The organism is Pseudomonas sp. UBA5666, from assembly GCF_002420785.1.
Classification (GTDB): Bacteria; Pseudomonadota; Gammaproteobacteria; order Pseudomonadales; family Pseudomonadaceae; genus Aquipseudomonas; species Aquipseudomonas fulva.
In genome coordinates, this window is sequence record NZ_DIIQ01000020.1 from 1 (window position 1) to 25,831 (window position 25,831).

The 25,831-nt window shown below is 62.9% G+C and carries 21 protein-coding genes; 16 read left to right on the top strand and 5 right to left on the bottom strand.

Features of this window, described 5'->3' with window-relative positions; all coding sequences use genetic code 11:
• Window positions 1-1,924: T6SS effector BTH_I2691 family protein (locus B2Y33_RS11155; protein WP_288632928.1), on the top strand; the 1,924-nt coding region annotated here is incomplete at its 5' end.
• The gene (locus B2Y33_RS11160) at window positions 1,924-3,123 is read left to right on the top strand and encodes a DUF6708 domain-containing protein (protein WP_206405806.1); all 1,200 of its coding nucleotides are present in this window, start codon (window positions 1,924-1,926) and stop codon (window positions 3,121-3,123) included. The genes B2Y33_RS11155 and B2Y33_RS11160, both read left to right, overlap by 1 nt.
• 211 nt (window positions 3,124-3,334) lie before the next feature.
• On the opposite strand, the gene B2Y33_RS11165 is transcribed toward B2Y33_RS11160, so the two are convergent.
• Window positions 3,335-5,188: a sigma-54-dependent Fis family transcriptional regulator gene (locus B2Y33_RS11165; protein WP_049695382.1), complete on the bottom strand. Its 1,854-nt coding sequence runs from the start codon at window positions 5,186-5,188 to the stop codon at window positions 3,335-3,337.
• Between the two features lie 282 nt (window positions 5,189-5,470).
• On the opposite strand from B2Y33_RS11165, the gene B2Y33_RS11170 reads away from it, so the two are divergent.
• The 7 genes from B2Y33_RS11170 (at window position 5,471) to B2Y33_RS11200 (ending at window position 13,391) form a co-directional block, all read left to right on the top strand.
• Window positions 5,471-6,523 carry an NAD(+)/NADH kinase gene (locus B2Y33_RS11170; protein WP_088523663.1) on the top strand — a complete coding sequence of 351 codons (1,053 nt, stop codon included), beginning with the start codon at window positions 5,471-5,473 and terminating at the stop codon, window positions 6,521-6,523.
• Between the two features lie 22 nt (window positions 6,524-6,545).
• A complete protein-coding gene (locus B2Y33_RS11175; protein WP_023534974.1) occupies window positions 6,546-7,523 on the top strand; it encodes a thiamine pyrophosphate-dependent dehydrogenase E1 component subunit alpha in 978 nt (325 codons plus the stop codon).
• A 33-nt stretch (window positions 7,524-7,556) separates the two neighbouring features.
• Complete coding sequence (locus B2Y33_RS11180; protein ID WP_027915158.1) at window positions 7,557-8,579, top strand: alpha-ketoacid dehydrogenase subunit beta; 1,023 nt, start codon at window positions 7,557-7,559, stop codon at window positions 8,577-8,579.
• Window positions 8,576-9,682 (top strand): acetoin dehydrogenase dihydrolipoyllysine-residue acetyltransferase subunit, encoded by a 1,107-nt coding sequence (locus tag B2Y33_RS11185; protein WP_028687650.1) that lies wholly within the window; start codon window positions 8,576-8,578, stop codon window positions 9,680-9,682. Before B2Y33_RS11180 ends, B2Y33_RS11185 begins: the two co-directional genes overlap by 4 nt.
• A gap of 49 nt (window positions 9,683-9,731) precedes the next feature.
• Window positions 9,732-10,799, top strand: coding sequence for a 2,3-butanediol dehydrogenase (locus B2Y33_RS11190; protein WP_023534966.1), 1,068 nt, complete (start codon window positions 9,732-9,734; stop codon window positions 10,797-10,799).
• Window positions 10,800-10,985: 186 nt separating this feature from the next.
• Entirely contained in the window at window positions 10,986-12,719 is a 1,734-nt protein-coding gene (locus B2Y33_RS11195; protein WP_206405808.1) for a C13 family peptidase, read from the top strand.
• 27 nt (window positions 12,720-12,746) lie between these two features.
• Window positions 12,747-13,391 carry an oxidoreductase gene (locus B2Y33_RS11200; protein WP_023534952.1) on the top strand — a complete coding sequence of 215 codons (645 nt, stop codon included), beginning with the start codon at window positions 12,747-12,749 and terminating at the stop codon, window positions 13,389-13,391.
• A 35-nt stretch (window positions 13,392-13,426) separates the two neighbouring features.
• Here the strand turns inward: B2Y33_RS11200 and B2Y33_RS11205 are convergent, their stop codons facing one another.
• The 4 genes from B2Y33_RS11205 to B2Y33_RS11220 all read right to left on the bottom strand — a co-directional run bounded on the left by B2Y33_RS11205 (window position 13,427) and on the right by B2Y33_RS11220 (window position 17,698).
• A complete protein-coding gene (locus tag B2Y33_RS11205) occupies window positions 13,427-13,714 on the bottom strand; it encodes a YceK/YidQ family lipoprotein (RefSeq protein WP_027915153.1) in 288 nt (95 codons plus the stop codon).
• Window positions 13,711-14,340 (bottom strand): flavin prenyltransferase UbiX, encoded by a 630-nt coding sequence (gene ubiX, locus B2Y33_RS11210; RefSeq protein WP_028687653.1) that lies wholly within the window; start codon window positions 14,338-14,340, stop codon window positions 13,711-13,713. Before ubiX ends, B2Y33_RS11205 begins: the two co-directional genes overlap by 4 nt.
• Window positions 14,337-15,686, bottom strand: coding sequence for a UDP-N-acetylmuramate:L-alanyl-gamma-D-glutamyl-meso-diaminopimelate ligase (gene mpl, locus B2Y33_RS11215; RefSeq protein WP_059183607.1), 1,350 nt, complete (start codon window positions 15,684-15,686; stop codon window positions 14,337-14,339). Before mpl ends, ubiX begins: the two co-directional genes overlap by 4 nt.
• Window positions 15,687-15,751: 65 nt before the next feature.
• Window positions 15,752-17,698, bottom strand: a complete 1,947-nt coding sequence (locus tag B2Y33_RS11220) for a sigma-54-dependent Fis family transcriptional regulator (protein WP_206405809.1) — start codon at window positions 17,696-17,698, stop codon at window positions 15,752-15,754.
• Between the two features lie 254 nt (window positions 17,699-17,952).
• Here B2Y33_RS11220 and B2Y33_RS11225 point away from each other — a divergent pair, with 254 nt between their 5' ends.
• From B2Y33_RS11225 to ppa, 7 genes are all read left to right on the top strand, one after another.
• Window positions 17,953-19,473 carry an aldehyde dehydrogenase family protein gene (locus B2Y33_RS11225; RefSeq protein WP_023534991.1) on the top strand — a complete coding sequence of 507 codons (1,521 nt, stop codon included), beginning with the start codon at window positions 17,953-17,955 and terminating at the stop codon, window positions 19,471-19,473.
• 165 nt (window positions 19,474-19,638) lie between these two features.
• Window positions 19,639-21,087 carry an ethanolamine permease gene (gene eat / locus B2Y33_RS11230; protein WP_027915148.1) on the top strand — a complete coding sequence of 483 codons (1,449 nt, stop codon included), beginning with the start codon at window positions 19,639-19,641 and terminating at the stop codon, window positions 21,085-21,087.
• A gap of 46 nt (window positions 21,088-21,133) precedes the next feature.
• On the top strand, window positions 21,134-22,528 hold the full coding sequence (locus B2Y33_RS11235; RefSeq protein ID WP_206405810.1) for an ethanolamine ammonia-lyase subunit EutB: 1,395 nt from the start codon (window positions 21,134-21,136) through the stop codon (window positions 22,526-22,528).
• A 12-nt stretch (window positions 22,529-22,540) separates the two neighbouring features.
• Window positions 22,541-23,359, top strand: coding sequence for an ethanolamine ammonia-lyase subunit EutC (eutC, locus tag B2Y33_RS11240; protein WP_027915146.1), 819 nt, complete (start codon window positions 22,541-22,543; stop codon window positions 23,357-23,359).
• A 295-nt stretch (window positions 23,360-23,654) separates the two neighbouring features.
• Window positions 23,655-24,302, top strand: a complete 648-nt coding sequence (locus B2Y33_RS11245) for a DedA family protein (RefSeq protein ID WP_023535016.1) — start codon at window positions 23,655-23,657, stop codon at window positions 24,300-24,302.
• 15 nt (window positions 24,303-24,317) lie between these two features.
• Window positions 24,318-25,133 carry a zinc-dependent peptidase gene (locus B2Y33_RS11250; RefSeq protein WP_197874194.1) on the top strand — a complete coding sequence of 272 codons (816 nt, stop codon included), beginning with the start codon at window positions 24,318-24,320 and terminating at the stop codon, window positions 25,131-25,133.
• Window positions 25,134-25,225: 92 nt separating this feature from the next.
• Window positions 25,226-25,753, top strand: a complete 528-nt coding sequence (ppa, locus tag B2Y33_RS11255; RefSeq protein WP_023534987.1) for an inorganic diphosphatase — start codon at window positions 25,226-25,228, stop codon at window positions 25,751-25,753.
• The last annotated feature ends 78 nt before the right edge of the window (window positions 25,754-25,831 follow it).

Genomic DNA, 25,831 nt, shown 5'->3' on the forward strand with positions numbered 1-25,831 from the left:
CATCAGCTCGCTGGCGGCGGCCCGCCAAGCCTTGGGCCCCTTGGGCAGTAAACCTGAAGCACGGGGCGTTGCCGTGGTGGTGGAGGATGCCATCGGCATTACCCAGGAACTCAATGCCTGGCGCAACGCTGGCCTGGAACACCTCAAGCATTGGCTGGAAGCCAGCACTGAGAGCGGTGGCCCTAGTAACGAGCGAAAGGTGTTGGTTGCGCAAACATTCACCGAACTGCATCAGCAATTCACGGAGCGAAAGGTTGCCGCAATGGTCGATCGCCGCAGAGAGGCGATGCGCGGCTATCTCGGCAGCGACGAGGCGGTTCCACGGTACATGGCCGAGTGGTGGGCAACAGCTAAAGAGCACATTCTGGACAGCGCCGCTGAACTTGAAAGGCAGAAGCTCGAAACGCGCGCGAAAAACGGAGAATTTGCCAAGCAATTCGAAGAGCGCTATCTGTCACTCGTTAACCTAAAAGGTATGTACCAGCACCTTGATGTGTTTGAGGCGCAGAGCGCCGAAGCCCAACGTCTCGCCGAGTCCAGAGCGGCAGATCACCTCGCATGGTTGAAGTCGTCCGCGCTGGTGGACGCACTTGCCCACTACGACGAAAACGACCCTGCCAATGGCCTGTGCTTTGCGCACCAGACAGGGCTGTGCGTAGCCGGCCTCGAAGGCGTGCCATCCGGCGCAGCGCTGCTTGCTCAATGGTGGCGCGCCGACGCTATCACCCCCGACAACCTGGCGCTGCGCTCGTTTGTCCATAATCAGCGCGAGATCGCAGAGGTGCTTGCGCAGACACGCACAGCGCTGGACGCACTGGCACCGGGCAGCGACCCTATTCTTCAACTGGAGGCGGCCCTCAAACAAGCCAAAGAGCTCGCCGCACACTTCAGCCGGCTGGACAGCCACCTGGACCAGCTCACGCAACACAGCCCCACCAACACTGCTGGCGCGCTGGCCTGGCTCGGGCAGCTGGGGCGCCAGAGCCTGTCAGTAGGTGCGCCCGGTAGCACTGACCGGTTGCTGTATCGACGCCTGAGCACTTACCTCATTGCCTCACTGGGTAAGCAAGCCGTGGAACTGCGCTTGAGTGAGCAGGCGCTGGACGGTAAAACGCCCTCGCCCGGTCGCGTCGCGGCCCCCATCGTGCGCCGGCTTGATCGAGCTTATGCCGAGACGTTGAACGGGGTGCACGGGAATCAGTTCTATCGCTTGCGGGTCGCCAGCGGATTGCTGCTGTTGGAGGCCGGGCTGCTGTTGTTACAAGGCAGACGGGATGACAAGGACCGACGCTTCTGGAGCGAAGTGACTGCGGCCGCATTTACCAGTGCGGCTGCGGGGATGGAGCTGCTTGCGGTGGGGACGGAACTGACGATTAGAGGCGTTGGCGGGAACAGCGCCACTGCGCGGGGCGCGCTAGTTAATCTAGGGCGGTATCGACTGTGGGGGGCTGGGTTGGCGGCGGTAGGGGGGCTCGTCAGTATAAAATGGGATATCTCCGACGCTGCGGAGGCAAGAAAAAAATCCAACACAATATTAGCCTCTACGTATATGGTCAGAGCAGGCGCTACTTTTGCATTACTTGTGGGGCAAGGAGGGATAGCGTTTTCACAGGCTGGCGCGCTTTTTCATTGGCTGTCAGTAAGTGACACAAATATTTTTAGACGCAAAATGGCCGCACTTTTTTCAAAGTTATCTACACGACTGGCGACCAATAGAATTGCTATGCTTTGGCTTAGTCGGCTGGGCTGGATTGGAGGCACCATCATGATTGTTGCCACCATCGCCATAGTGCTTTTAGATGGAGACGCACTTGAGAGTTGGTGCAAGGAATGCTGCTTCAGCCTGCAGCCACCTCGCACAGGCTATGCGAAAGATGAAGAAGAGTTGGAGGCCTTATTCAGCTCAATCAGCGAGGTCATATAGTGTATTTTGCTGAATGGCTCGCATGGCTTGCATACATAGATCCTAAAGAAGAGCGCGACGCTTTTGAGAAGAATCACAAGAAGACCAATATTTCTATATATGAAAGCGATGAGCAGGATATGCTTGATGCCGCGAAGAGATCAGCCAGCAGCAACCCCCTAAGTCGCGGACCGGTATATGTTTATAATAAACACATACTGGAAATGCGTTGCGGCATGATGGAGGACAAACGGGGACTTATAACTATCCTGTCGACTGCTGTTATACTCTATTCATTAGTGAATATAGCGATGGCTTTAGAGGACCTAACTATTCTCATCGGCCTATTATTCACCTACAACGCCGAGCCTTATGCCGGAACGCTTTTAACGGGGTCTGTTTTCCTGACCTTGGGTGTAGGTACGCTGTGGCTTTATTTAAAATTTGGGCTCCGCTTCACGCGCTTTGAGATGTTCACGTCTCGCCACCTACTGATACGTTTCAATCGGACCACCCAACAAGTTTACCTGCATCGCCCACCGTATTGCGGCGGCATCGTCACGCTTCCTTGGTATGGTGTCACCTCCAGCGGTTCGGATAAAAAATATGCTGCTGCGGGTGGATTTGGCCTTCCTTTAGATCTTATATGGCCACCCTCGTTCGCCGGCGCCCTCCATCCAGAACTCATCCACGTAGGCAAGGCCGCCAACAATTTCACGGAGCTGCAATCCGAGTGGGAATTCATCCGCCGTTTCATGGACGAGGGCCCAGAGGGTTTGCCTCGCCCTTCTCTGACCTCACACTTCCCCTGGCCCTGGCAAGCCTTTACCCCTCAATTCGAAGGCCTGACCCACTACTTTCGAAAATCCTCTCGAATCACCAAACTCGGCCTGGTCTTGATCTCGCCCGCCTTCCTGATCATCGGCACCGGCCATTGGCTAAGCCTGATGCTGTGCTGGAAACCGCGCTGGCCCAGGATCATTCGTGAAGCCGGCTTGCCCGGAAAACCCGTCCCGCCGCTGACCACACTTGATGATTATCCACCCGCTATCCAAGCACGGTTGCGTGAAAACGCTTACCTATGGGCTACTCGCCCAGGCAAACGCCCGCAGAGAAAGAAACGCACCTCTACCCGTAAGCCAAAGACCGAAATTGCCACCGCGTGCCTACAAAACGATATCTCCGGTGAAACACATCGTGCGGACGGCTCATCGGGCTGATATCAACTTGAAGTTTTTCTCTTGGCTATGATCACTCCACATGGGTTATTCACTGAACGCTGCTTCCAGCCATGTGCATTGTGCTGTTGATCTTCGCGACTTCAGCAGGCCGAACGCAGCCTGTGCGTAGGGCACGGCTCTGAAGCGGCGAGCTGCGGCGCCTGAACGATTGCGCGGTCAGCAACAACAGCAAAAAGATGCCGCCACGACGCTACCCTTTCATACGAGGCATCTCGATGCGATGCTCGTGCACGCGCCGATACAATGTCGCACGCGAAATGCCCAACGCCTGGGCAGCCTCGGCGGGCTTCCAACGATGCCGGATCAACGCATCCAGCAATCGTTGCCGCGCCGGGCAGGACGCCTCGCTCGTGACTCGGCCAACCTCCTGCCCACGGACTTCCTCAGGCAGGTCAAGCAGGCGCAGCTGCCCACCCTCGTTCACAGCGCACGCATAACGCAACACCTGCCGCAACTGGCGCAGGTTCCCCGGCCAGCGGTACTCCAGCAACACCTGCAAGGCATCGTCGGCTAGCGCCACGCTCACGCCACACGCGTCGGCCTCTTCGGCCAGCAGCTGGTGAATGAGCCCCAGCCGGTCTTCGCGCTCGCGCAGCGCTGGCAACGCGAAGCGGGCGTTGGCCAGGCGAAAATACAAGTCCTCACGAAACTGTCCCTGCTCCACCCTCGCCGCGAGGTCGCGGTGCGTGGCGCAGATCACCTGAATGTCCACGCGCTGGCGCCGCGCAGCCCCCAAGGGGGCTACCTCACCTTCTGCCAGTACCCGCAACAGTCGGGTCTGCAGGCTCAGTGGCATGTCGCCAATCTCGTCCAGAAACAGCGTGCCGCCATCGGCCTGGTGTACAAGCCCTTGCATACCCTTGCTCGAAGCCCCGGTAAAGGCGCCCGCGACATAACCAAACAACTCGCTCTCGATGAGGTTCTCGGGGATGGCGGCGCAGTTGAGCGTGACGAACGGGCCGGTGCCGCGCTTGCTTTGCTGATGCACCTGGCGAGCAAAAACTTCCTTGCCTGTACCCGTCTCACCCTGCACCAGCACTGCAAGGTTACAGTCCTTGACCCGTGTGGCCAGGCGCAAGTGTTGTTCGATGCGCCGGTCCAAGCCTTGCAGCAAGGGCTCGACCGGCTGCTTGCGCTGGGGGGCGCTGACCCGGCCATACAGCTCGCCCAACCCTGGCAGACGTTGCGCAGACGCGTTGCTGACCCGTCGCAATTGCTCTTGGTCGAACAGCTCACCAATGTGAGCAGGCAAGCGTCCCAGGCGCTGCATCAGGCGTTGCCGTGTCAGGCTGTTCATCGCCTGCAGGCGACCGTCGGCGTCCCAGGCCAGTAGATAGTCAGGCTGGCTTTCCACGTAGCCTGGGGTGCCGTGGGCACGCATCACCCAGTGGCCTTGGGCGCTGTGCATGAAAAAGGCGTTTTCGATTTCGCGTGCGGTCTGCTCGACCAATTGCCGGATCAGGTGCTGGCTGCGGCGGTCGTCGGGCGAGCGCAGCGCAGAGACGTCCAGCACCCCCAGCAACTCGCCAAAGGGGTCGAACACAGGCGCCGCGCTACAGGTCAGACCGATGAAGGCAGCGCGAAAGTGATCGCGCTTGTGCACGGTGACCGGTGCCTTGGTGGTCAGCACCGCCGCTACCCCGCAGGTACCCTCTTCTCCTTCCGACCAGCAGGTGCCCAGGTACAGGCCGGCCTTGCGGCAGTCAGTGCGAATGGCCGACTCGACCCGGTAATCGATGGTGCGGCCCTGGGCATCGGTCAGCAGCACGCAGTAGTCGGCCTCGCGCACCTGTTCGTGCAAGCGTGCCACGGCATCCCCGGCAATGCGCAGGAACAGCTCCGAGCGCTCTCGGCATTCGTTGAGCAGGGCCTGGGAAAGGATACGCGGCCCTTGCTCGGAGGCGGGATCGAGACGGTACAGCTCCATGGAGCGACGCCAGGAATCGAGGATCAACGGCGGTACTGGCGCCTGGGGCAGACGGTCGGCGTTCTTCAGTACCCTGCTGACGCAGTCGACATGAGCGCGGGAGTTCGCGGCAAGCATTCGGGCCCTCCGGTTCTCGTTGCTGTTCTTGTGGTTGTGCAGCCATTAAGCGCCTGCGCGCAGGCATGGACAAGCACGGTGTGATCAAAGGTGTGATTGAGACGCAGCGTCTCAGCGTCTCGCCGCACAACGCCCAGAGCGGCACCTGGCGTCTCAGCACGGCGACCCGCCTGGCAGCAGGCAAGACGATCCCAGGCCTCTGCTGCGGGCCTTTGCGGGATTTCATTCAAAGCTGGCACCGCGCTTGCTCTTGTCCTTGCAAACAAGAACACGAGGTGCGCCATGCCGCTACCCGCCCCACTGGTCGGCATCATTGCCAACCCTGCTTCAGGCCGAGACCTGCGTCGCCTGACAGCCACTGCCGGCTTGTACTCCAGCACTGACAAAGCCGCTGCCATCGCGCGCCTGCTCGCCGCATTCGGCGCAACAGGTGTCGGCCACGTGCTGATGCCCAGCGACATGACTGGCATCGCCGCCGCCGTGGTCAAAGCCTGCACCGGGCCGATGGCGCGCGATCAACACTGGCCTGCCCTCGAGATACTCGACCTGCCGCTGACCCAGACCGTCAGCGACACCCGCCTTGCCACGCGCAACATGGTGGCGCGGGGGGTGTCGCTGATCGCTGTGCTGGGGGGCGACGGTACGCACAAGGCCGTCGCGGCAGAAGCTGGCGACGTACCCTTGCTGACCTTGTCCACCGGCACCAACAACGCCTTCCCGGAGCTGCGCGAAGCCACCAGTGCGGGCCTTGCAGGCGGCCTGGTGGTCAGCGGCAAGGTGCCAACCTCCATCGGCCTGCGCCGCAACAAACGCTTGCTGGTCAGGGTGCCCCAACAGCAACTGAGCGAATGGGCGCTGGTGGAGGTCGCGGTATCGCCTCAACGTTTCATCGGTGCGCGGGCCCTGAGCCGCAGCGAGGACCTGAGCGAAATCTTCGCCTGCTTTGCCGAGCCCCACGCCATCGGCTTGTCGGCACTGTGCGGCCTGTGGAGCCCGGTCTCGCGGCAAGCGCCTCACGGGGCCTGGGTGCGCCTGGGCGAAGACGCCGGGCAGGCGCTGCTGGCCCCCGTGGCACCCGGCGTGCTGCAAGCCTGCGGCATTACTGCCTCGGGCTACATGGCGCCTGACGCGCCGTACCGCCCGGTCCTCGTCCAGGGCACCTTGGCGCTGGACGGCGAGCGGGAAATCGAATTCTGCGCCCATGACACCCCCACCATCACCCTCGATCACCTGGGCCCTTTGAGTGTGGACGTGCAGGCGGTGCTCACGCATGCCGCCCAGCATCGTCTGCTGGCTGTACCCCTGGGCCACCCGCTGCACCCCGCGACCCGTTGAGACAACCCCGGAGAACAACAAGATGTCCAATCAACCGAGTTCTGCACAACTGCTGCATGCCTATGAAGTGATGCGCACCATTCGTGCCTTCGAAGAACGCCTGCACGTCGAGTTCGCCACAGGCGAAATACCCGGCTTCGTCCACCTTTACGCGGGTGAAGAGGCCAGCGCGGCGGGGGTGATGGCCCACCTGCGCGACAGCGACTGCATCGCCTCCAACCATCGAGGCCATGGCCACTGCATCGCCAAGGGCGTGGATGTATACGGCATGATGGCCGAGATCTACGGCAAGAAGACCGGAGTCTGCGGCGGCAAGGGCGGCTCGATGCACATTGCCGACCTGGGCAAGGGCATGCTCGGCGCCAACGGTATCGTCGGCGCCGGCGCACCGTTGGTGGTGGGCGCTGCGCTGGCAGCCAAGCTCAAGGGCCGCGACGATGTGTCCGTGGTCTTCTTCGGAGATGGCGCCTCCAATGAAGGCGCGGTGTTCGAAGCCATGAACATGGCCGCGATCATGAACCTGCCGTGCATCTTCGTCGCCGAGAACAATGGTTATGCCGAAGCCACGGCGTCCAACTGGTCAGTGGCCTGCGATCACATAGCCGACCGCGCGGCCGGCTTCGGCATGCCAGGGGTCACCATCGACGGTTTTGATTTCTTCGCGGTTCACGAAGCCGCCGGTGCCGCCATCGAGCGTGCACGCTCCGGCCAGGGGCCGTCGCTGATCGAGGTCAAGCTCAGCCGCTACTACGGTCACTTCGAAGGCGATGCGCAAACCTACCGCGCGCCCGATGAGGTGAAGAACCTGCGCGAAACCCGTGACTGCCTGCTGCAGTTCCGCGACAAGACCGTGCGCGCGGGGCTGCTCGAAGCAGGGCAGCTGGACAGCATCGACGCCCGCGTCGAGGACCTGATCGAGGACGCCGTGCAACGCGCCAAGTCCGACCCCAAGCCACAACCTGCCGACCTGCTCACCGACGTCTACGTCGCCTATCCCTGAGCCGCTCAGAACAAGAACAACAGGAGAACCACCATGGCAAGAAAGATCAGTTACCAGCAGGCCATCAACGAAGCCCTGGCTCAGGAAATGCGCCGTGACGATACCGTGTTCATCATTGGCGAAGATGTGGCCGGCGGTGCAGGCGCGCCAGGCGAAGACGATGCCTGGGGTGGCGTGCTGGGCGTGACCAAGGGCTTGTACCACCAGTTTCCAGGCCGCGTGCTGGATGCGCCCCTCTCGGAGATCGGCTACGTAGGCGCTGCCGTTGGTGCGGCCACCCAGGGCTTGCGCCCGGTCTGCGAACTGATGTTCGTCGACTTCGCCGGCTGCTGCCTGGACCAGATCCTCAACCAGGCGGCCAAGTTTCGCTACATGTTCGGCGGTAAGGCCGTGACGCCGCTGGTCATGCGCACCATGTACGGTGCCGGGCTGCGCGCCGCGGCCCAGCATTCGCAAATGCTCACCTCGCTGTGGACGCATATCCCAGGCCTGAAGGTGGTGTGCCCGTCCTCACCGTATGACGCCAAGGGCCTGCTGATCCAGGCCATCCGCGACAACGACCCGGTGATCTTCTGCGAGCACAAGCTGCTGTACAGCATGCAGGGCGACGTACCGGAAGAGGTGTACACGGTGCCGTTCGGCGAAGCCAACTACCTGCGCGATGGCAGCGATGTCACCTTGGTGACGTATGGCCGCATGGTGCATGTGGCCATGGAAGCCGCCAACAACCTGGCCCGCCAGGGCATCGACTGCGAAGTCCTGGACCTGCGCACCACCAGTCCACTGGATGAAGACAGCATCCTTGAGAGTGTCGAGAAGACCGGGCGCCTGGTGGTGATCGACGAGGCCAACCCCCGTTGTTCGATGGCCACGGACATCAGCGCCCTGGTTGCGCAGAAGGCATTCGGCGCGCTGAAAGGGCCCATCGAAATGGTGACGGCGCCGCACACGCCCGTTCCGTTTTCCGACGCCCTGGAAGACCTGTACATCCCCGACGCTGCCAAAATCGAAGCAGCCGTGCGCACCGTCCTCGACGCTACAAGGAGCGCCGCATGAGCCAGATCCATACCCTGACCATGCCCAAATGGGGCTTGTCGATGACCGAAGGCCGGGTAGACACCTGGCTCAAACAGGAAGGCGACGTCATCACCAAGGGCGACGAAGTGCTGGACGTGGAGACGGACAAGATCAGCAGCAGCGTCGAGGCGCCGTTCAGTGGCGTGCTGCGCCGCCTGGTGGCCAGGCCGGATGAGACCCTGCCTGTAGGTGCGCTTTTGGCCGTGGTGGTTGAAGGCGAAGCCGACGACGCCGACATCGACGCTGTGGTACAGCGCTTCCAGGCCGAGTTCGTGGCCGAAGGTAGTACCGACCAGGCCCAAGGCCCGGCGCCCCAGAAAGCCGAGGTGAAGGGTCGCTTGTTGCGTTGGTTCGAACTGGGCGAAGGCGGGACGCCCTTGGTGCTGGTACATGGCTTTGGCGGCGACCTCAACAACTGGCTGTTCAACCACCCTGCCCTGGCCACCGAGCGACGCGTGATCGCCCTCGACTTGCCGGGCCATGGCGAGTCGGCGAAAGCCTTGCAGCGCGGTGACCTGGAGGAACTGAGCGAAACGGTGCTGGCCCTGCTCGATCACCTGGACCTTCCCCGGGCGCACCTGGTCGGCCACTCCATGGGCGGCGCGGTTTGCCTGGGCCTTGCGCGCCTGGCACCGCACCGGGTGGCCAGCCTCGGCCTGATCGCCAGCGCGGGTCTGGGCGAGGCGATCAATGGGCAATACCTGCAAGGGTTCGTCGCGGCAAGTAGCCGCAACGCCCTCAAGCCGCAGATGGTGCAACTGTTCGCCGATCCAGCCTTGGTCACGCGGCAGCTGCTCGAAGACATGCTCAAGTTCAAGCGTCTTGAGGGCGTAGACCAGGCGCTGCAGGTGCTGGCCTCGGCCCTGGCCGAGGGCGATCGGCAACGCCACGACCTGCGCGGCGTCCTGGGCCAGCACCCCGCCCTGGTCATCTGGGGCGGCAAGGACGCGATCATTCCGGCCAGTCACGCCCAGGGCCTGGAAGCCCAGGTGGTGGTCATGCCGGACGCTGGCCACATGGTGCAGATGGAGGCCGCCGACGCGGTCAACCAGCACCTGCTCGCTTTCCTGCGCAGCCATTGACCCTTCCTGGCTTCTGGAGATTCCTATGAACGACTTGAGCAACCCACACATGCGCGCGGCGGTCTGGCACGGGCGCAACGACATCCGCGTCGAGCAGGTGCCTCTGCCGGCCGATCCTGCACCTGGGTGGGTGCAGATCCAGGTGGACTGGTGCGGCATCTGCGGCTCGGACCTGCACGAATACGTGGCCGGGCCGGTCTTCATCCCGGTAGACGCGCCACATCCTCTTACCGGTATTCAGGGCCAGTGCATCCTTGGCCACGAGTTCTGCGGCCGGATCGCCAAGCTCGGCGCAGGGGTCGAGGGCTATGCGGTGGGCGATCCGGTGGCGGCGGACGCCTGCCAGCACTGCGGGACCTGTTATTACTGTACCCATGGGATGTACAACATCTGTGAGCGACTGGCGTTCACAGGGCTGATGAACAATGGCGCCTTCGCCGAGCGGGTCAATGTGCCGGCCAATCTGCTCTACCGGCTGCCGCCCGGTTTTCCAGCGGAGGCAGGGGCGCTGATCGAACCGCTGGCGGTCGGCATGCACGCGGTGAAAAAAGCGGGCAGCCTGCTGGGCCAGACCGTGGTGGTGGTGGGCGCCGGTACCATCGGGCTGTGCACCATCATGTGCGCCAAGGCGGCAGGCGCGGCGCGGGTGATCGCCTTGGAAATGTCTTCGGCGCGCAAGGCCAAGGCATTGGAAGTGGGCGCCAGCGTGGTCCTGGACCCTAACCAGTGCGATGTGTTGGCCGAGATTCGCGTGCTCACCGCCGGGCTGGGGGCTGACGTGAGCTTCGAGTGCATTGGCAACAAGCACACGGCCAAGCTGGCCATCGACACCCTTCGCAAGGCCGGCAAGTGTGTGATGGTGGGGATTTTCGAAGAGCCGAGCGAATTCAACTTCTTCGAACTGGTGTCCACCGAGAAGCAGGTGATCGGCGCCCTGGCCTACAACGGCGAGTTCGCCGACGTGATCGCCTTCATCGCCGATGGTCGGCTGGACATACGCCCGCTGGTGACCGGCCGCATCGGGCTGGAGCAAATCGTCGAGCTGGGGTTCGAGGAACTGGTGAACAACAAGGAGGAAAACGTGAAGATCATTGTGTCGCCGGGATTGGGTCGCTAGGCGCACGGTATCGAAGCTCCCTCTAGAGCGGCCTTGCCGGTCCGGCGCCCCGGCAAGGCCACTTCTACCCAAGGCCCCCACAGCTTGCAAACGTGGCGCAAAGCCCCCTCGCCCCGCCCGCACCACTCGCTGTTTCAGGCGCCCGATCTGAGTCATAATCGGCGCACTCACTGCCCGGTCCTCGCCATGCGTCCACTGCTTCCCCTGACCCTGCTCCTGTTGCTCGCTGCCTGTGGGGATGGCGAATCCCTGAGCCCACCCGATGCACGCCTGCCGGACGGCGGCCGCTACCGTGGCCAGGTGGTCGACGGCTTGCTGCAGGGCCAAGGCCGTATCGATTACCCCAATGGCAGCTGGTATGCCGGCGGCTTCAAGGACGGCTTGTGGCACGGTCAGGGGGAATGGCATGGGCAGAACGGCGAAGTCTACCGCGGCCAGTTCGCCGCTGGCCTGTTCGAAGGGCTTGGCGACCTGACCACTCCGGGTAGCCACTATGCGGGTACCTTCCGCCATGGCAGGCGCGATGGCGAAGGCACCCTCAAGCAGACCGGGCAAACCTACCGCGGGCAGTTCAAGGACGACCTCTACGACGGCGCAGGCGAACTGGAGCTGGCCGACGGCAGTCGCTACCGGGGCCTGTTCGCCAAGGGCAAGCCCAACGGCGCCGGCGTGCGCAGCGACGCCAGCGGTAATCAGTTCAGCGGCAGGTTCGTGGATGGCCAATTGCAAGGCACTGGCACCTACGACAGCGTCGAAGGCGAGCAGTACATCGGCGAGTTCAAGGACAACCGCCTCGAAGGCCGCGGGCGCTATGAAAACGCCGAAGGCGACGTGTGGATCGGTCAGTTCAAGGACGGTTCGCTCAGCGGCGAGGGTGAAATGCTGGGCAGCGATGGCAGCCATTACAAAGGCACCTTCCTCGACTGGCGCATGTCGGGCCAGGGCAGCCTGCAACTGGCAGATGGCAGTCAATATGTGGGCCACATGCTCGATGATGCCTACCACGGGCAGGGGCGCCTGACGCTGGCTGACGGCAAGGTACAAGCCGGTATCTGGGCCAATGGCGTTCGGGTCCGCGATGAACACGGCACCTTGCTGCCGGACCCGCTCGACATGGCACTGCTCAATCAAGGGCGCTTGCTGAAGGAAGCCTTGGCCGCCGTGCCCCGGTCCCAGCCGGCGGTCGAGCTGTACAGCCTGGTGGTGGGTGGCGACGGGCAGCAGAGCGTTTTTCTGCGCGAAGCCGATTACGTGAGCAACCTGCTGAAAGTACGCTTTGGTGCCAAAGGGCAGGTGACGCTGGTCAACCATCGCGACTTCATGGCGACGCGCCCCATGGCCACGCGGCAGAGCATCACCCGCGCAGCCAGCACCCTGGCCGAGCGCAGCGGCCCGGAAGACCTGCTGTTTATCTACCTCACCAGCCACGGCAGTCAGGACCACCAACTGGTCCTCGATCAACCACGCCTGCAACTGGCCGATATTTCCGCCGACGAGTTGGCCGATGCACTGGCCCCCTTGAAAAATCGTGACAAGGTCATCGTCATTTCCGCGTGTTATTCCGGTGGTTACATCGATGCCCTGAAGGACTCGCGCACACTTCTGATGACAGCAGCCCGAGCCGACCGGGTTTCCTTCGGTTGCTCGGAAGAAGCCGACTTCACCTATTTTGGCGAAGCCCTTTTCGCGCAGGCGCTGAACCAGACGGACGATCTGAAACAGGCGTTTGAACTGGCGCGCACCCGCGTTGCCGAACGTGAACGAAACGAAGGCTTCGAAGCGTCCGAGCCGCAGCTGTGGGCACCGCCAAACGTACTGGAGCACTGGCAGCGCCTACGCCGGCATCAAGCCGAAGAGGCCTTGCGCAATACGACACAGGCCGCGGTGGGGGCACAGGCGAAAACGCCGCGCACCCACTAAGCTTGTGTGTAACAAGGGAGAGACATCATGTACTTGACGCCTCAGCATGTCCTGCTTGCCGGAGCGACCGGCCTGACTGGCGAGCACCTGCTCGACCGCCTGCTCAACGAGCCCACCATCACCCGGGTGCTGGCGCCTACACGCCGGCCTTTGGCAGAACATCCACACTTGGAAAACCCCGTGGGCGATCCGGCTGTCTTTTTACCCCAGCTGGAGGGCCGCGTGGACATTGCCTACTGCTGCCTGGGCACGACATTGAAGCAGGCAGGCTCGGAGTCTGCATTCAAGGCCGTGGACCTGGACATGGTGGTGGCCTTCAGCAAGCGAGCCCGCGAGATGGGGGCCAGGCACTTGCTGGTAATCAGTGCCGTGGGTGCCGACCCGACATCCTCGATCTTCTACAACCGCGTCAAAGGTGAGATGGAAGAAGCCCTCAAAGCCCAGGACTGGCCTCAACTGACCATCGTCCGCCCGTCGCTGTTGCTCGGGGAACGCACCGAGCCAAGGCTCACTGAAACCCTGGCCGCCCCCTTTTCCAAGCTGATTCCTGGCAAGTACCGGGGCATAGAGGCCTGCACCCTGGCGCGAGCGCTGTGGCGCCTGGCGCTGGAGGAAGAGGACGGTATCCGGATCGTGGAGTCGGACGAGTTGCGCAAGTTGGGGAAAAACTGAGCCGCTGCCTGCTCGCAAGCGGCTAGGTGCAGCACTCAGAAGCCGCCGCTGCCGTGATAGTAGATGCCGGCGGCAGCTGGCAGGGTCAACGGCAGTAACAAGGTATCGAGCAGAAAACTCGCCGGCAGATCGAGGGAGGCGAACCGAGGCGCCTCGACGCCGAAGCGGGCCTGGGGGCAACAGCCACCGCTGATCGCATACCAATCCAGCCGGGTGCCTGCATAGACCACGGGCGCCCCTGGCTTGGTGCCATCCAGGGTGCGTACCGTGGCGCAGCCACCGAGCATCAACACAGCCAACGTCCCGGCCAGCCCTCTTTTCAATCATCCACCCCATAATGATGTTCACCCCAACGCGGCAGCATGTCCTGAGGGATGTTCAGCAGGTTGAGGATGCGCGCCACCACGAAGTCGACCAGATCGTCGATGGTCTGTGGCTGATGATAGAAGCCAGGCGAGGCCGGTAGCATGATCGCACCCATCTGCGACAGCTTGAGCATGTTCTCGAGGTGAATGGTAGAAAACGGCGCCTCACGAGGCACCAGGATCAACTGCCGACGCTCCTTGAGGGTGACATCGGCAGCCCGCTCGATCAGGTTGTTGCACGCACCGGTGGCGATCGCCGACAGCGTGCCGGTGGAGCACGGCACCACCACCATGGCCGCCGGTGCGCCGGAACCCGAGGCCACGGGCGACATCCAGTCTTCCTTGCCGTACACCCGAATTTGCCCGTCGGCAGCCCCGGTGTACTCGGTCAGAAACGCCTGCATCGCCTGCGGCTTGGCAGGCAGCAGGACGTCGGTTTCGGTCGCCATGACCAGCTGTGCCGCCTTGGAAATCAGAAAGTGCACCTCCCGATCTTCGCGCACCAGGCAATCGAGCAGGCGCAGGCCGTACTGCGCACCCGACGCCCCGGTCATCGCCAGGGTAATGCGTTGCGGCCCGTTCACTTGAGCGCCTCGGCCAGCTTGCCGTGCAGGCCGCCAAAGCCGCCGTTGCTCATGATCACCACCTGGGTACCGGGTCGCGCCTGGCGCTTGACCTGCTCGATGATCGCCTCGAGGCTGTCGGCCACTACGCTGGGGACTTTGCATTGCGCGGCCGTGGCTGCCAGGTCCCAACCCAGGTTGGCCGGGGCATACCAGATCACCTGGTCAGCATCGTTGACGCTTTCAGGCAGGCCATCGCGGTGCGCGCCCAGTTTCATCGAATTGGAGCGCGGCTCGATGACGGCGATCACCGATGCATCACCCACGCGCTTGCGCAGGCCGTCCAGGGTGGTGGCGATGGCCGTGGGGTGATGGGCGAAATCATCGAAGATGGTCACGCCTTGCACTTCGGCGACCTTTTCCATGCGCCGCTTGACGCTCTTGAACGCACTGAGGCCCTCGATGCCCATCGCCGGTGCCACGCCAACGTGACGAGCGGCCGCCAGGGTCGCCAAGGCGTTGGCCACGTTGTGCTGACCGGTCAGGGCCCACTCCACCACGCCTTGCACGTGCCCGTCGAACAGCACCTCGAAACGCGATCCGTCCGGGCTGAGCAGGCGTGCCTGCCACTGACCGCCGTCACCGGTGGTCTGCACAGGCGTCCAGCAGCCCATCTCGATGACCCGGGCCAGCGCGTGTTCGGACGTGGGATGGATCACCAGCCCTTCGCTGGGGATGGTGCGCACCAGGTGATGGAATTGACGCTCGATGGCAGCAAGGTCAGGGAAAATGTCCGCGTGGTCGAATTCCAGGTTGTTCAGGATTGCCGTGCGCGGATGGTAATGCACGAACTTCGAGCGCTTGTCGAAGAAGGCGCTGTCGTACTCATCCGCTTCGACCACGAAGAACGGCGTATCACCCAGCCGCGCCGATACGGAGAAATTCTGCGGCACCCCACCGATCAGGAACCCAGGGCTCATGCCGGCATGCTCGAGCACCCAGGCCAGCATGCTGCTGGTGGTGGTTTTGCCGTGGGTACCGGCGACTGCCAACACCCAGCGGCCCTGCAGCACATGGTCGGCCAACCACTGCGGGCCCGACACATAAGGCAGGCCCTTGTTGAGCACATGCTCCACCGCCGGGTTGCCACGGGACATGGCGTTGCCAATGACGACCAGATCGGGAGCCGGCTCCAGCTGGGCAGGGTCATATCCCTGAGTCAGCTCGATGCCCTGGGCCTGGAGCTGGGTGCTCATCGGCGGATAGACGTTGGCGTCCGATCCGGTGACGCGGTGGCCAAGTTCCTTGGCCAGCACCGCCAGCGAGCCCATGAAAGTGCCGCAAATACCGAGAATGTGAATGTGCATGGTCGACCTCGCAAAACTTCGAGGCAGGGTAGCCCAGGGCGCGACAAATCGCACCCGCTGTTTCGTTACAAGGGCCGACTGATGCCATGCTTGCGCAGTTTGCGATACAGCGTGTTACGGCTGATGCCCAGATGTTCAGCTACCCGGGTAAGCTGCCAATGCCGGGCCTCGAGAACGGCCAGCAGCGCATGGCGTTCGGCCGCCTCCAATGTGGTCTTGTTCCCAGGTACCGATGAACCCTCATTCGGCAAGCCCGACATGGCCACGGGCGCTGCGTCTTGCCCACGCGGCGTACGCACCACGGCAGGCAAGTCTGCCAGCGTGACGCGACCCTCGTCGCACAGGGCTGCCAGGGTGCGCAGTACGTTGCGCATCTGCCGCACGTTACCAGGCCAGGGGTAGTCCAGCAGTGCCTGACGCGCCTGGGGTTCGAGCTCGATCAGCTGGCCCTGGGTTTCCTGGCGCAGCAGCACGTCCAGCAACTGCGCTTTGTCGCTGCGCTCGCGCACGGCAGGCAATGCGACTTCGAGCCCATTGAGGCGGTAGTAAAGATCTTCACGGAACGTACCCTGGGCCACTCGTTGCAACAGGTCCCGGTGGGTGGCACTGATGATGCGTACATCCACAGCCTGCGGCTCGCCGCCGATTGGCACCACCTGCCGCTCTTCGAGCACGCGCAGCAGCCGCGTTTGCAGATCCAAGGGCATGTCGCCGATCTCGTCGAGCAGCAAGGTACCGCCGTCGGCCTGCAGCAGCTTGCCGCGCATGCCCTCCTTGCGCGCCCCGGTGAAGCTGCCGGCCCGATAGCCGAACAACTCGCTTTCGATCAGGCTTTCGGGGATGGATGCACAGTTGATGGCCACGAAGGGCTTGTCCCGGCGTTCGCTGGCCTGATGCACGGCCTGGGCGAAGGCTTCCTTGCCGCAGCCCGTCTCTCCACTCAGCAGCAGCGGTACATTGCGCTCGAACACCCGCACACTGCGGCGAAAATCGTGTTGCAGTGCCGGGTCCAGCAGGCAGACCTGCGCAGGCTGCCGCACGACGCGGCGCGCATGCCCGGCGGGCACGGTCCAGACCGGCGTACGTGCCTGGCCACGCAGGCTGGCGAACACCTGCCGCCCGTCCAGGGTCAGCAGCGGCCAGGCTGCGCTGCCATCGGGCATGGCACGGCTGAACAGCTCGTCATGGGTGCAGGCGAAAAACTGCTCCAGGGTCTGCCCTTCCACGCCGGCGCGCACGCGGCCCAGCAGGTTCAGCGCACTCTGGTTGGCCGCGCAGATACGGCCATCGCCGTCGACTGCCAGCAGCCCCTCGCTGAACAGCCCGACCGACTCGGCCTGCAGGTGAAAACGCAGCAGCCAGTGGTGCTCGAACTGGCGCATGAAATAGCAGCTTTCGATCATCTTGGCCGACAGGGTCACCATGGCCATGGTGTGGAATTCGCTTTGGCGCGAGACGTCGGGCCGCGCTGAAGACACATCCAGCACGGCCAGCAAGTGCCCGTGAGGGTCGAACACCGGGCTGGCCGAACAGGTCAGCCCCGTATGCCGCCCACGAAAGTGTTCGTGCTGGTGAATGGTCAACGCCTGGCGTTCGACCAGGCAGGTGCCGATACCGTTGGTGCCCTCTCGCGCCTCGCTCCAGTCAGCGCCCAGCCACAGCCCGGCCTGCTCGAAGCTGCGCCGCTCGGTAGGAGCGGTGACGCAATTGAGGATCACACCACGGGCATCGGTGAGCAGCACCGCATGGCCGGCACCGGAAAGCTGCTGGTGCAGGCTGTTCATTTCCTGATCGGCGATTTGCAGCACCTGGCGCATGCGTTCGCGGCTTTCCAGCAGGCGGCCATGCTCGAGGACCACCGGGGCTTCGGCCAGCGCGGGATCCAGATGATAGTCCTCCAGGCAGCGCAGCCAGGAGCGGGCAATGGACGGGTCGCTGCCGCCTTCGACACCGCCGCCATGGGCGACCGTGTGCACTTGCCTGGCATGCCGGGTAAATGGATTGCTCTGCATTATTGTGGTTCTCCGCAGATAGAGGCTAAAGCCAGCATCCTCCACAGCAGGCCGGTTTGCAATGCACCCGCCACAAGGCGTGTCATCGACGGTACACAGTGTCACCCAAGCCTGTATCGAACACGGCACATCGCGGGTGGCCAGTGGGCGCTGTGCGGCGCCAACTGCTTGATTTCATTGAAGCGCAAAACGATGGCCCAACCTTTGCTCTACGCTTTGCACTCCACACAAACACAATAGCCAGGAGACACACCATGCGTTATGCACATCCCGGTACCGAAGGCGCGAAGGTTTCCTTCAAAAGCCGCTACGGCAACTACATCGGTGGTGAGTTCGTTCCTCCGGTAAAGGGTGAGTACTTCACCAACACATCGCCCGTGGACGGGCAGCCGATTGCCGAATTCCCCCGTTCCACCGCCGAAGACATCGACAAGGCCCTGGACGCTGCCCACGCCGCTGCCGATGCCTGGGGCCGCACGTCCGTCCAGGACCGCTCCAACGTGTTGCTGCGCATCGCCGACCGTATCGAGCAGAACCTCGAAGTGCTGGCCATCACCGAAACCTGGGACAACGGCAAACCCGTGCGGGAAACCCTCAATGCCGACATCCCGCTGGCCGTCGACCACTTCCGCTACTTCGCCGGATGCATCCGCGCCCAGGAAGGCGGCGCTGCGGAAATCAACGAAAGCACCGTGGCCTACCATATCCATGAGCCGCTGGGGGTGGTCGGTCAGATCATCCCGTGGAACTTCCCGATCCTGATGGCCGCCTGGAAACTCGCGCCGGCGCTGGCAGCAGGCAACTGCGTGGTGCTCAAGCCCGCCGAACAGACGCCACTGGGCATTACCGTGCTGGTGGAGCTGATCGGCGACCTGCTGCCCAAGGGCGTGCTGAACGTGGTGCAAGGCTATGGCCGTGAAGCGGGCGAGGCGCTGGCCACCAGCAAGCGCATCGCCAAGATTGCCTTCACAGGCTCCACGCCCGTGGGCTCGCACATCATGAAGTGCGCGGCCGAGAACATCATCCCGTCGACGGTGGAACTGGGCGGTAAATCGCCGAACGTGTACTTCGAAGACATCATGCAGGCCGAACCGAGCTTCATCGACAAGGCTGCCGAAGGCATGGTCCTGGCATTCTTCAACCAGGGCGAGGTGTGCACCTGCCCATCCCGAGCCCTGGTCCAGGAGTCGATCTACCCGCAGTTCATGGAAGTGGTGATGAAGAAGGTGCTGCAGATCAAGCGCGGCGACCCGCTGGACACCGACACCATGGTCGGTGCACAGGCCTCGCAACAGCAGTTCGAGAAGATCTTGTCTTACCTCGAGATCGCCCAGCAGGAAGGCGCCGAGCTGCTGACCGGGGGCAAGGTCGAGAAACTCGAAGGCGCGCTGGCCACCGGTTACTACATCCAGCCGACCCTGCTCAAGGGCAACAACAAGATGCGCGTGTTCCAGGAGGAAATCTTCGGCCCGGTGGTGAGCGTCACCACCTTCAAGGACGAGGCCGAAGCCCTGGCCATTGCCAACGATACCGAGTTCGGCCTGGGCGCCGGGGTCTGGACCCGCGACATCAACCGTGCCTACCGCATGGGCCGCGGCATCAAGGCCGGGCGTGTGTGGACCAACTGCTACCACCTGTATCCGGCGCATGCGGCCTTCGGGGGTTACAAGAAGTCCGGTGTTGGCCGTGAGACCCACAAGATGATGCTCGATCACTACCAGCAGACCAAGAACCTGCTGGTGAGCTACGACATCAACCCACTGGGCTTCTTCTAAGCCCTGCGCCGGTCTTTTCACCGGTTACGGTGCAAAGGCCGGCGTTGACTGGCCCTCTGTTCAGGGCGGTTGTCATGTACCAACCGCTCTGGCTCGCTTCCTGCAGTACAGATCACCATCGGCCCGAACCCCTTCCGGCCACCAAGAAAAAGAACAGGTGAAACCATGCCAAGCGAACAACCAGCCGGTAGCCCGGCAGGCTCTTCCGTAGATTTCGAGAAAGTCGGTTCCGACTATTTCCAACAGCGTGAACTCAAGAAAGGCGCCGCCGGCTGGGTGCTTCTGGTCGGCCTAGGCGTTGCCTACGTCATCTCCGGCGACTACGCCGGCTGGAACTTCGGCCTGGCCCAGGGTGGCTGGGGCGGCATGTTCCTCGCTACCCTGCTGATGGCCACCATGTACCTGTGCATGTGCTTCTCCCTAGCCGAACTGTCGTCGATGATCCCTACTGCCGGCGGTGGCTACGGGTTCGCCCGCAGCGCCTTCGGGCCCTGGGGCGGGTTCCTGACCGGCACCGCCATCCTGATCGAGTACGCCATCGCGCCGGCGGCCATTGCCACCTTCATCGGCGCCTATTGCCAGTCGTTGTTCGGCATCGGCGGCTGGATGATCTACCTGGCGTTCTACGTGGTGTTCATCGGCATCCACATCTTTGGCGTGGGCGAGGCGCTCAAGCTGATGTTCATCATCACCGCCATCGCCGCCGTTGCACTGGCCGTGTTCCTGGTGGCCATGGTGCCCCATTTTGATGCAGCCAACCTGTTCGACATCGCCGTCACCGATGCCGCAGGGGCCAGCAGCTTCCTGCCGTTTGGCTATGTAGGCGTGTGGGCAGCCATTCCCTATGCGATCTGGTTCTTCCTGGCAGTCGAGGGCGTGCCACTGGCTGCCGAAGAAACCAAGAACCCCAAGCGCGACCTGCCACGCGGCCTGATTGGCGCGATGCTGGTGCTGGTGGCATTCGCCCTGCTGATCCTGATCGTCGGCCCCGGCGGCGCAGGCTCCGAAGCACTCAAGGCCTCCGGCAATCCGCTGGTCGAGGCGCTGGCCAAGGCTTACGGCGGTTCCACCTGGATGGGCAGCTTCGTCAACCTGGTGGGCCTGGCAGGCCTGATCGCCAGCTTCTTCTCGATCATCTATGCCTACTCGCGCCAGATCTTCGCGCTGTCGCGAGCCGGTTACCTGCCGCGCAAACTGTCCGAGACCAACAAGAGCAAGGCACCGGTCATGGCGTTGGTGATCCCAGGCATCATCGGTTTTGCCCTGTCGCTGACAGGTCAAGGCGACTTGCTCATCCTGGTTGCCGTGTTCGGGGCTACCTTGTCTTATGTACTGATGATGGCGGCGCACATCACCTTGCGCATCCGTCGCCCGAAAATGGAGCGCCCTTACCGCACCCCAGGCGGCATCTTCACCTCGGGCCTGGCCCTGGTGCTGGCCTGCATCGCCGTGGTCGCCGGCTTCCTGGTCGACCCGCGCGTGGTGATTGGCGCTGCCGTGATCTATGCGGTGCTGATTGCGTACTTTGCGTTCTACAGCCGTCACCACTTGGTAGCGGGCACGCCAGAAGAGGAATTCGCCGCGATCCAGAAGGCCGAAGAGGCCTTGCACTGATCGACGACACTCGCCGCGGGGCGCCCCGCGGCTTTGGAGAATCTGCATGGCAAGTTTCGTACACACCGTAGGCAACCTGGTCTATCGCTTCGACAGCCTCAGGGAAGTGATGGCCAAGGCCAGCCCGGCACGCTCCGGCGACTACCTCGCCGAGGTCGCGGCTTCAAGCGATGGCGAGCGTGTGGCTGCGCAAATGGCATTGGCCAACATTCCGCTCTCGCATTTTCTGAGCGAAGCGCTGATCCCCTACGAAGACGACGAAGTCACCCGCTTGATCATCGATACTCACGATGCACAGGCGTTCGCACCGGTCAGCCACCTGACCGTGGGCGGCTTGCGTGACTGGCTGTTGAGCGAGCAGGCCGACGAAAACAGCCTGCGCGCATTGGCGCCGGGCCTGACACCGGAAATGGCCGCCTCCGTATCGAAGATCATGCGCGTCCAGGACCTGGTGCTGGTGGCCCAGAAGATCCGTGTCGTCACCCAGTTTCGCGGCACCATGGGCCTGCGCGGGCGCTTGTCGACGCGACTGCAGCCCAACCACCCTACCGACGAACCGGCCGGTATCGCGGCGAGCATTCTCGACGGCCTGCTGTACGGCAATGGCGATGCCATGATCGGCATCAACCCGGCCACGGACAGCACCGCCTCCATCTGCGCGCTGCTGGAAATGCTCGATGCCATCATCCAGCGCTACGACATTCCGACCCAGTCCTGCGTGCTCACCCATGTCACCACCTCGATCGAGGCGGTCAACCGGGGCGTGCCACTGGACCTGGTCTTCCAGTCCATCGCCGGCACCGAGGCGGCCAATGCAGGGTTTGGCATCAACCTGAACGTGTTGCAGGAAGGGTATGAAGCAGGGCTGTCGCTCAAGCGCGGTACTCTGGGGCAGAACCTGATGTATTTCGAAACCGGCCAAGGCAGTGCGCTGTCGGCCAATGCCCACCATGGTGTCGACCAGCAGACGTGCGAAACCCGCGCCTATGCCGTCGCCCGCCACTTCAAGCCGTTTCTGGTCAATACCGTGGTCGGCTTCATTGGCCCGGAGTACCTCTACAACGGCAAGCAGATCATTCGCGCGGGCCTTGAAGACCACTTCTGCGGCAAGTTGCTGGGCGTGCCGATGGGCTGCGACATCTGCTACACCAACCACGCCGAAGCCGATCAGGACGACATGGACACGCTGCTGACGCTGCTGGGGGTCGCCGGGATCAACTTCATCATGGGCATTCCCGGCTCGGACGACATCATGCTCAACTACCAGACCACGTCGTTCCATGACGCCCTGTATGCCCGCCAAACCCTGGGCCTCAAGCCTGGGCCTGAGTTCGAAGCATGGCTGGCACGGACCGGCATCTTCACCCAGGCCGACGGCCGGATACGCTTTGGTGACAACCTGCCGCCAGCCTTCCGGCAGGCCTTGGCACAGCTTGCATAGGAATCGCCGATCATGGACAACCGCACCCCCACCCCCGAAAACCCTTGGCTGGCCCTGCGCAACCTCACCCCCGCGCGTATCGCCTTGGGGCGCGTGGGCACCAGCCTTCCGACCAGTGCGCAACTGGATTTCCAGTTCGCCCATGCCCAGGCTCGGGACGCCGTGCACCTTCCATTCGACGTGGCTGAGCTGACCGCACAGCTCGATCAACGCGGGCGCGACAGCCTCGTGTTGCACAGCGCCGCAAGCGACCGTCATCAATACCTGCAGCGGCCCGACCTGGGCCGGCGCCTGAACGAGGATTCGGTCGCCACCTTGCGCCAGCATGCCCAGGCCAACCCCGGCGGGGTCGACTTGGCAATCGTGGTTGCCGACGGGCTGTCTGCCTTGGCGGTACACCGTCATACACTCCCGTTTCTGACGCGCCTTGAGGAGCAGGTCAATGCCGAAGGCTGGACCTGCGCGCCCATCTCCTTGGTTCAGCAAGGACGCGTGGCGGTGGCAGACGAGGTCGGCGAGCTGCTCGGGGCTCGCATGACCGTGATGCTGATCGGTGAGCGGCCAGGGCTCAGTTCACCGGACAGCCTGGGGCTTTACTTCACCTACGCCCCGAGGGTCGGGCTGACCGATGCCTACCGCAACTGCATTTCCAATGTTCGCCTGGAGGGGTTGAGCTACGGCATGGCCGCGCATCGGCTGCTGTACCTGATGCGTGAAGCCTGTCGGCGCCAGCTGTCAGGCGTGAACCTCAAGGATGAGGCTGAAGTTCACAGCCTGGAAAGTGACGAACTGGCCAGCCAGAAAGGTAATTTTCTGCTGGGCAAGGGCTGAGCACCTGCGCAGGAGGATGGCGGTGCCCCCGCTGCCCTGCTGCGCGCTACAGACGGGGGACTGAACACGCTCGTCGAAGCCTCCGTGCGTCGAACGTGGACGATGAACGATGCCCATGGCCTCAGTGTCTGTCTGCCTTACTACAACGCGGCTCACGCCTTCCTACTACCGTAATCCCTCGCTACAAACTGTGCGGGCGTGATCCTCACTTCGCCGTATAATGGCCCACTTGTCATGTGTGAAATTTCACTCCTCCAGGTAACCGAGCCTTCGACCCAGACCACAGGTGCTGTACATGGATTTCAACCCGCTGGACCTCATCCTGCATCTCGATGCGTACCTTGATCTGTTGGTTACCAATTACGGGCCCTGGATCTATGCCATTTTGTTTGCTGTCATATTTTGCGAAACCGGCCTGGTGGTGATGCCCTTCCTGCCAGGCGATTCCTTGCTGTTCATCGCCGGTGCAGTCGCTGCCGGCGGCGGCATGGACCCTGTCCTGCTGGCCGGGTTGCTCATGATCGCTGCCATCCTGGGCGACAGCACCAACTACGTGATCGGGCGAACGGCCGGCGAGCGCCTGTTCAGCAACCCGAACTCGAAGATTTTCCGCCGCGACTACCTGCAGCGCACTCACGACTTCTACGAGCGTCACGGCGGCAAGACGGTCACCATGGCGCGTTTTCTGCCCATCCTGCGCACGTTCGCGCCGTTCGTGGCCGGTATTGCCCGCATGCACTACCCGCGCTTTCTCGGTTTCAGCATTGCCGGTACGTTGCTCTGGGTAGGTGGCCTGGTCACGCTGGGGTACTTCTTCGGCAACGTGCCATTCATCAAGCAGCACCTGTCGCTGATGGTAGTGGGCATCATCCTGCTGTCGCTGGTCCCGATGATTCTCGGCCTGCTGCGCACCCGCCTGGGCCGCACGGCCAAAGCGCACTGAGGCGCTTGAGCGGGCATGTGGTCGTTCAGCGCCTGGCGGCGCAAGCGCACGTTGGCGCGCTTCCCGATCAGCGTCCAGCAGTGGCAAGCCGTACGCGAGCGCTTGCCCATACTGGACGGTATCGACGAGGCCGAAGACCAATGGTTGCGCGAGGCCAGCATCCTGTTCCTGAACGAAAAGCACCTGACGTGCCTGCCAGGCGTCGAGCTCGACGATGAGCAACGCCTGGTACTGGCAGCGCAAGCTCAACTGCCGTTACTCCACCTGGGCGACCTGAACTGGTACCAGGGCTTTCACGAAATCATCCTCTACCCCGACGACTTCAAAAGCCCGCAGCGCCACCGGGACGCCAGCGGCGTGGAGCACGCCTGGGACGGCGAACACAGTGGCGAGGCCTGGCAGCAGGGCCCGATCATCCTGGCCTGCAATGGCGTATTCGGCAGCGGCGGCTGGGAAGCCTACAACCTGGTCATCCATGAGCTGGCGCACAAGCTGGACATGCTCAATGGCGATGCCAATGGCCTGCCTCCCCTGCACAGCGACATGCCTGTGCAACGCTGGGCGAATGCCATGCAACACGCCTTCGACGACCTCAACCGGCAACTCGATCGGGACCCGGAAGCCGACACGCCGATCGACCCTTATGCCGCCGAAAACCCCGCCGAGTTCTTCGCCGTAACCAGCGAGTACTTCTTCAGCGCCCCCGACCTGCTGCACCAGGCCTACCCCGAGGTCTACCAGCAACTGTCGCTGTTCTACCGGCAGAACCCGCTTGCACGCCTGACCCGGTTGCAAAGCGAGCATTCCGACTATCGCCATCCCCCCGCCTAGCGCCCGGTTCATTGGGCCAGACGTGGCATGCCCCGTCGGAATATGCCTATAATCGCCGCCACTTTTTTGGTCAAACACGGGGGCACTGCCCAATGAGCTACAGCAAGATTCCGGCGGGCAAAGACCTGCCGAACGACATCTACGTCGCCATCGAGATCCCGGCCAACCACGCGCCGATCAAATACGAGATCGACAAGGACAGCGACACGCTGTTCGTCGACCGTTTCATGGCCACCCCTATGTTCTACCCGGCCAACTACGGCTTCATCCCCAACACCCTGGCTGACGACGGTGATCCGCTGGACGTGCTGGTGGTTACCCCTTACCCAGTGGCCCCAGGTTCGGTCATCCGCGCCCGCCCGGTGGGTGTCTTGAACATGACCGACGATGGCGGCGGCGACGCCAAGGTCATCGCGGTCCCCCACGACAAGCTGTCGCAGCTGTACGTGGACGTGAAGGAGTACACCGACCTGCCTGCCCTGCTGATCCAGCAGATCGAGCATTTCTTTGCCAACTACAAAGATCTCGAGAAAGGCAAGTGGGTCAAGATCGAAGGCTGGGACGGCGCTGACGCCGCCCGCGCTGCGATCACCAAATCGGTTGAAGCCTACAAAGGCTGATCCTGATTGCACGAAAAACCCGCTTCGGCGGGTTTTTTTTGGCGCGCAATACGCTTCACAGCCAATCGCGGCGCAAGC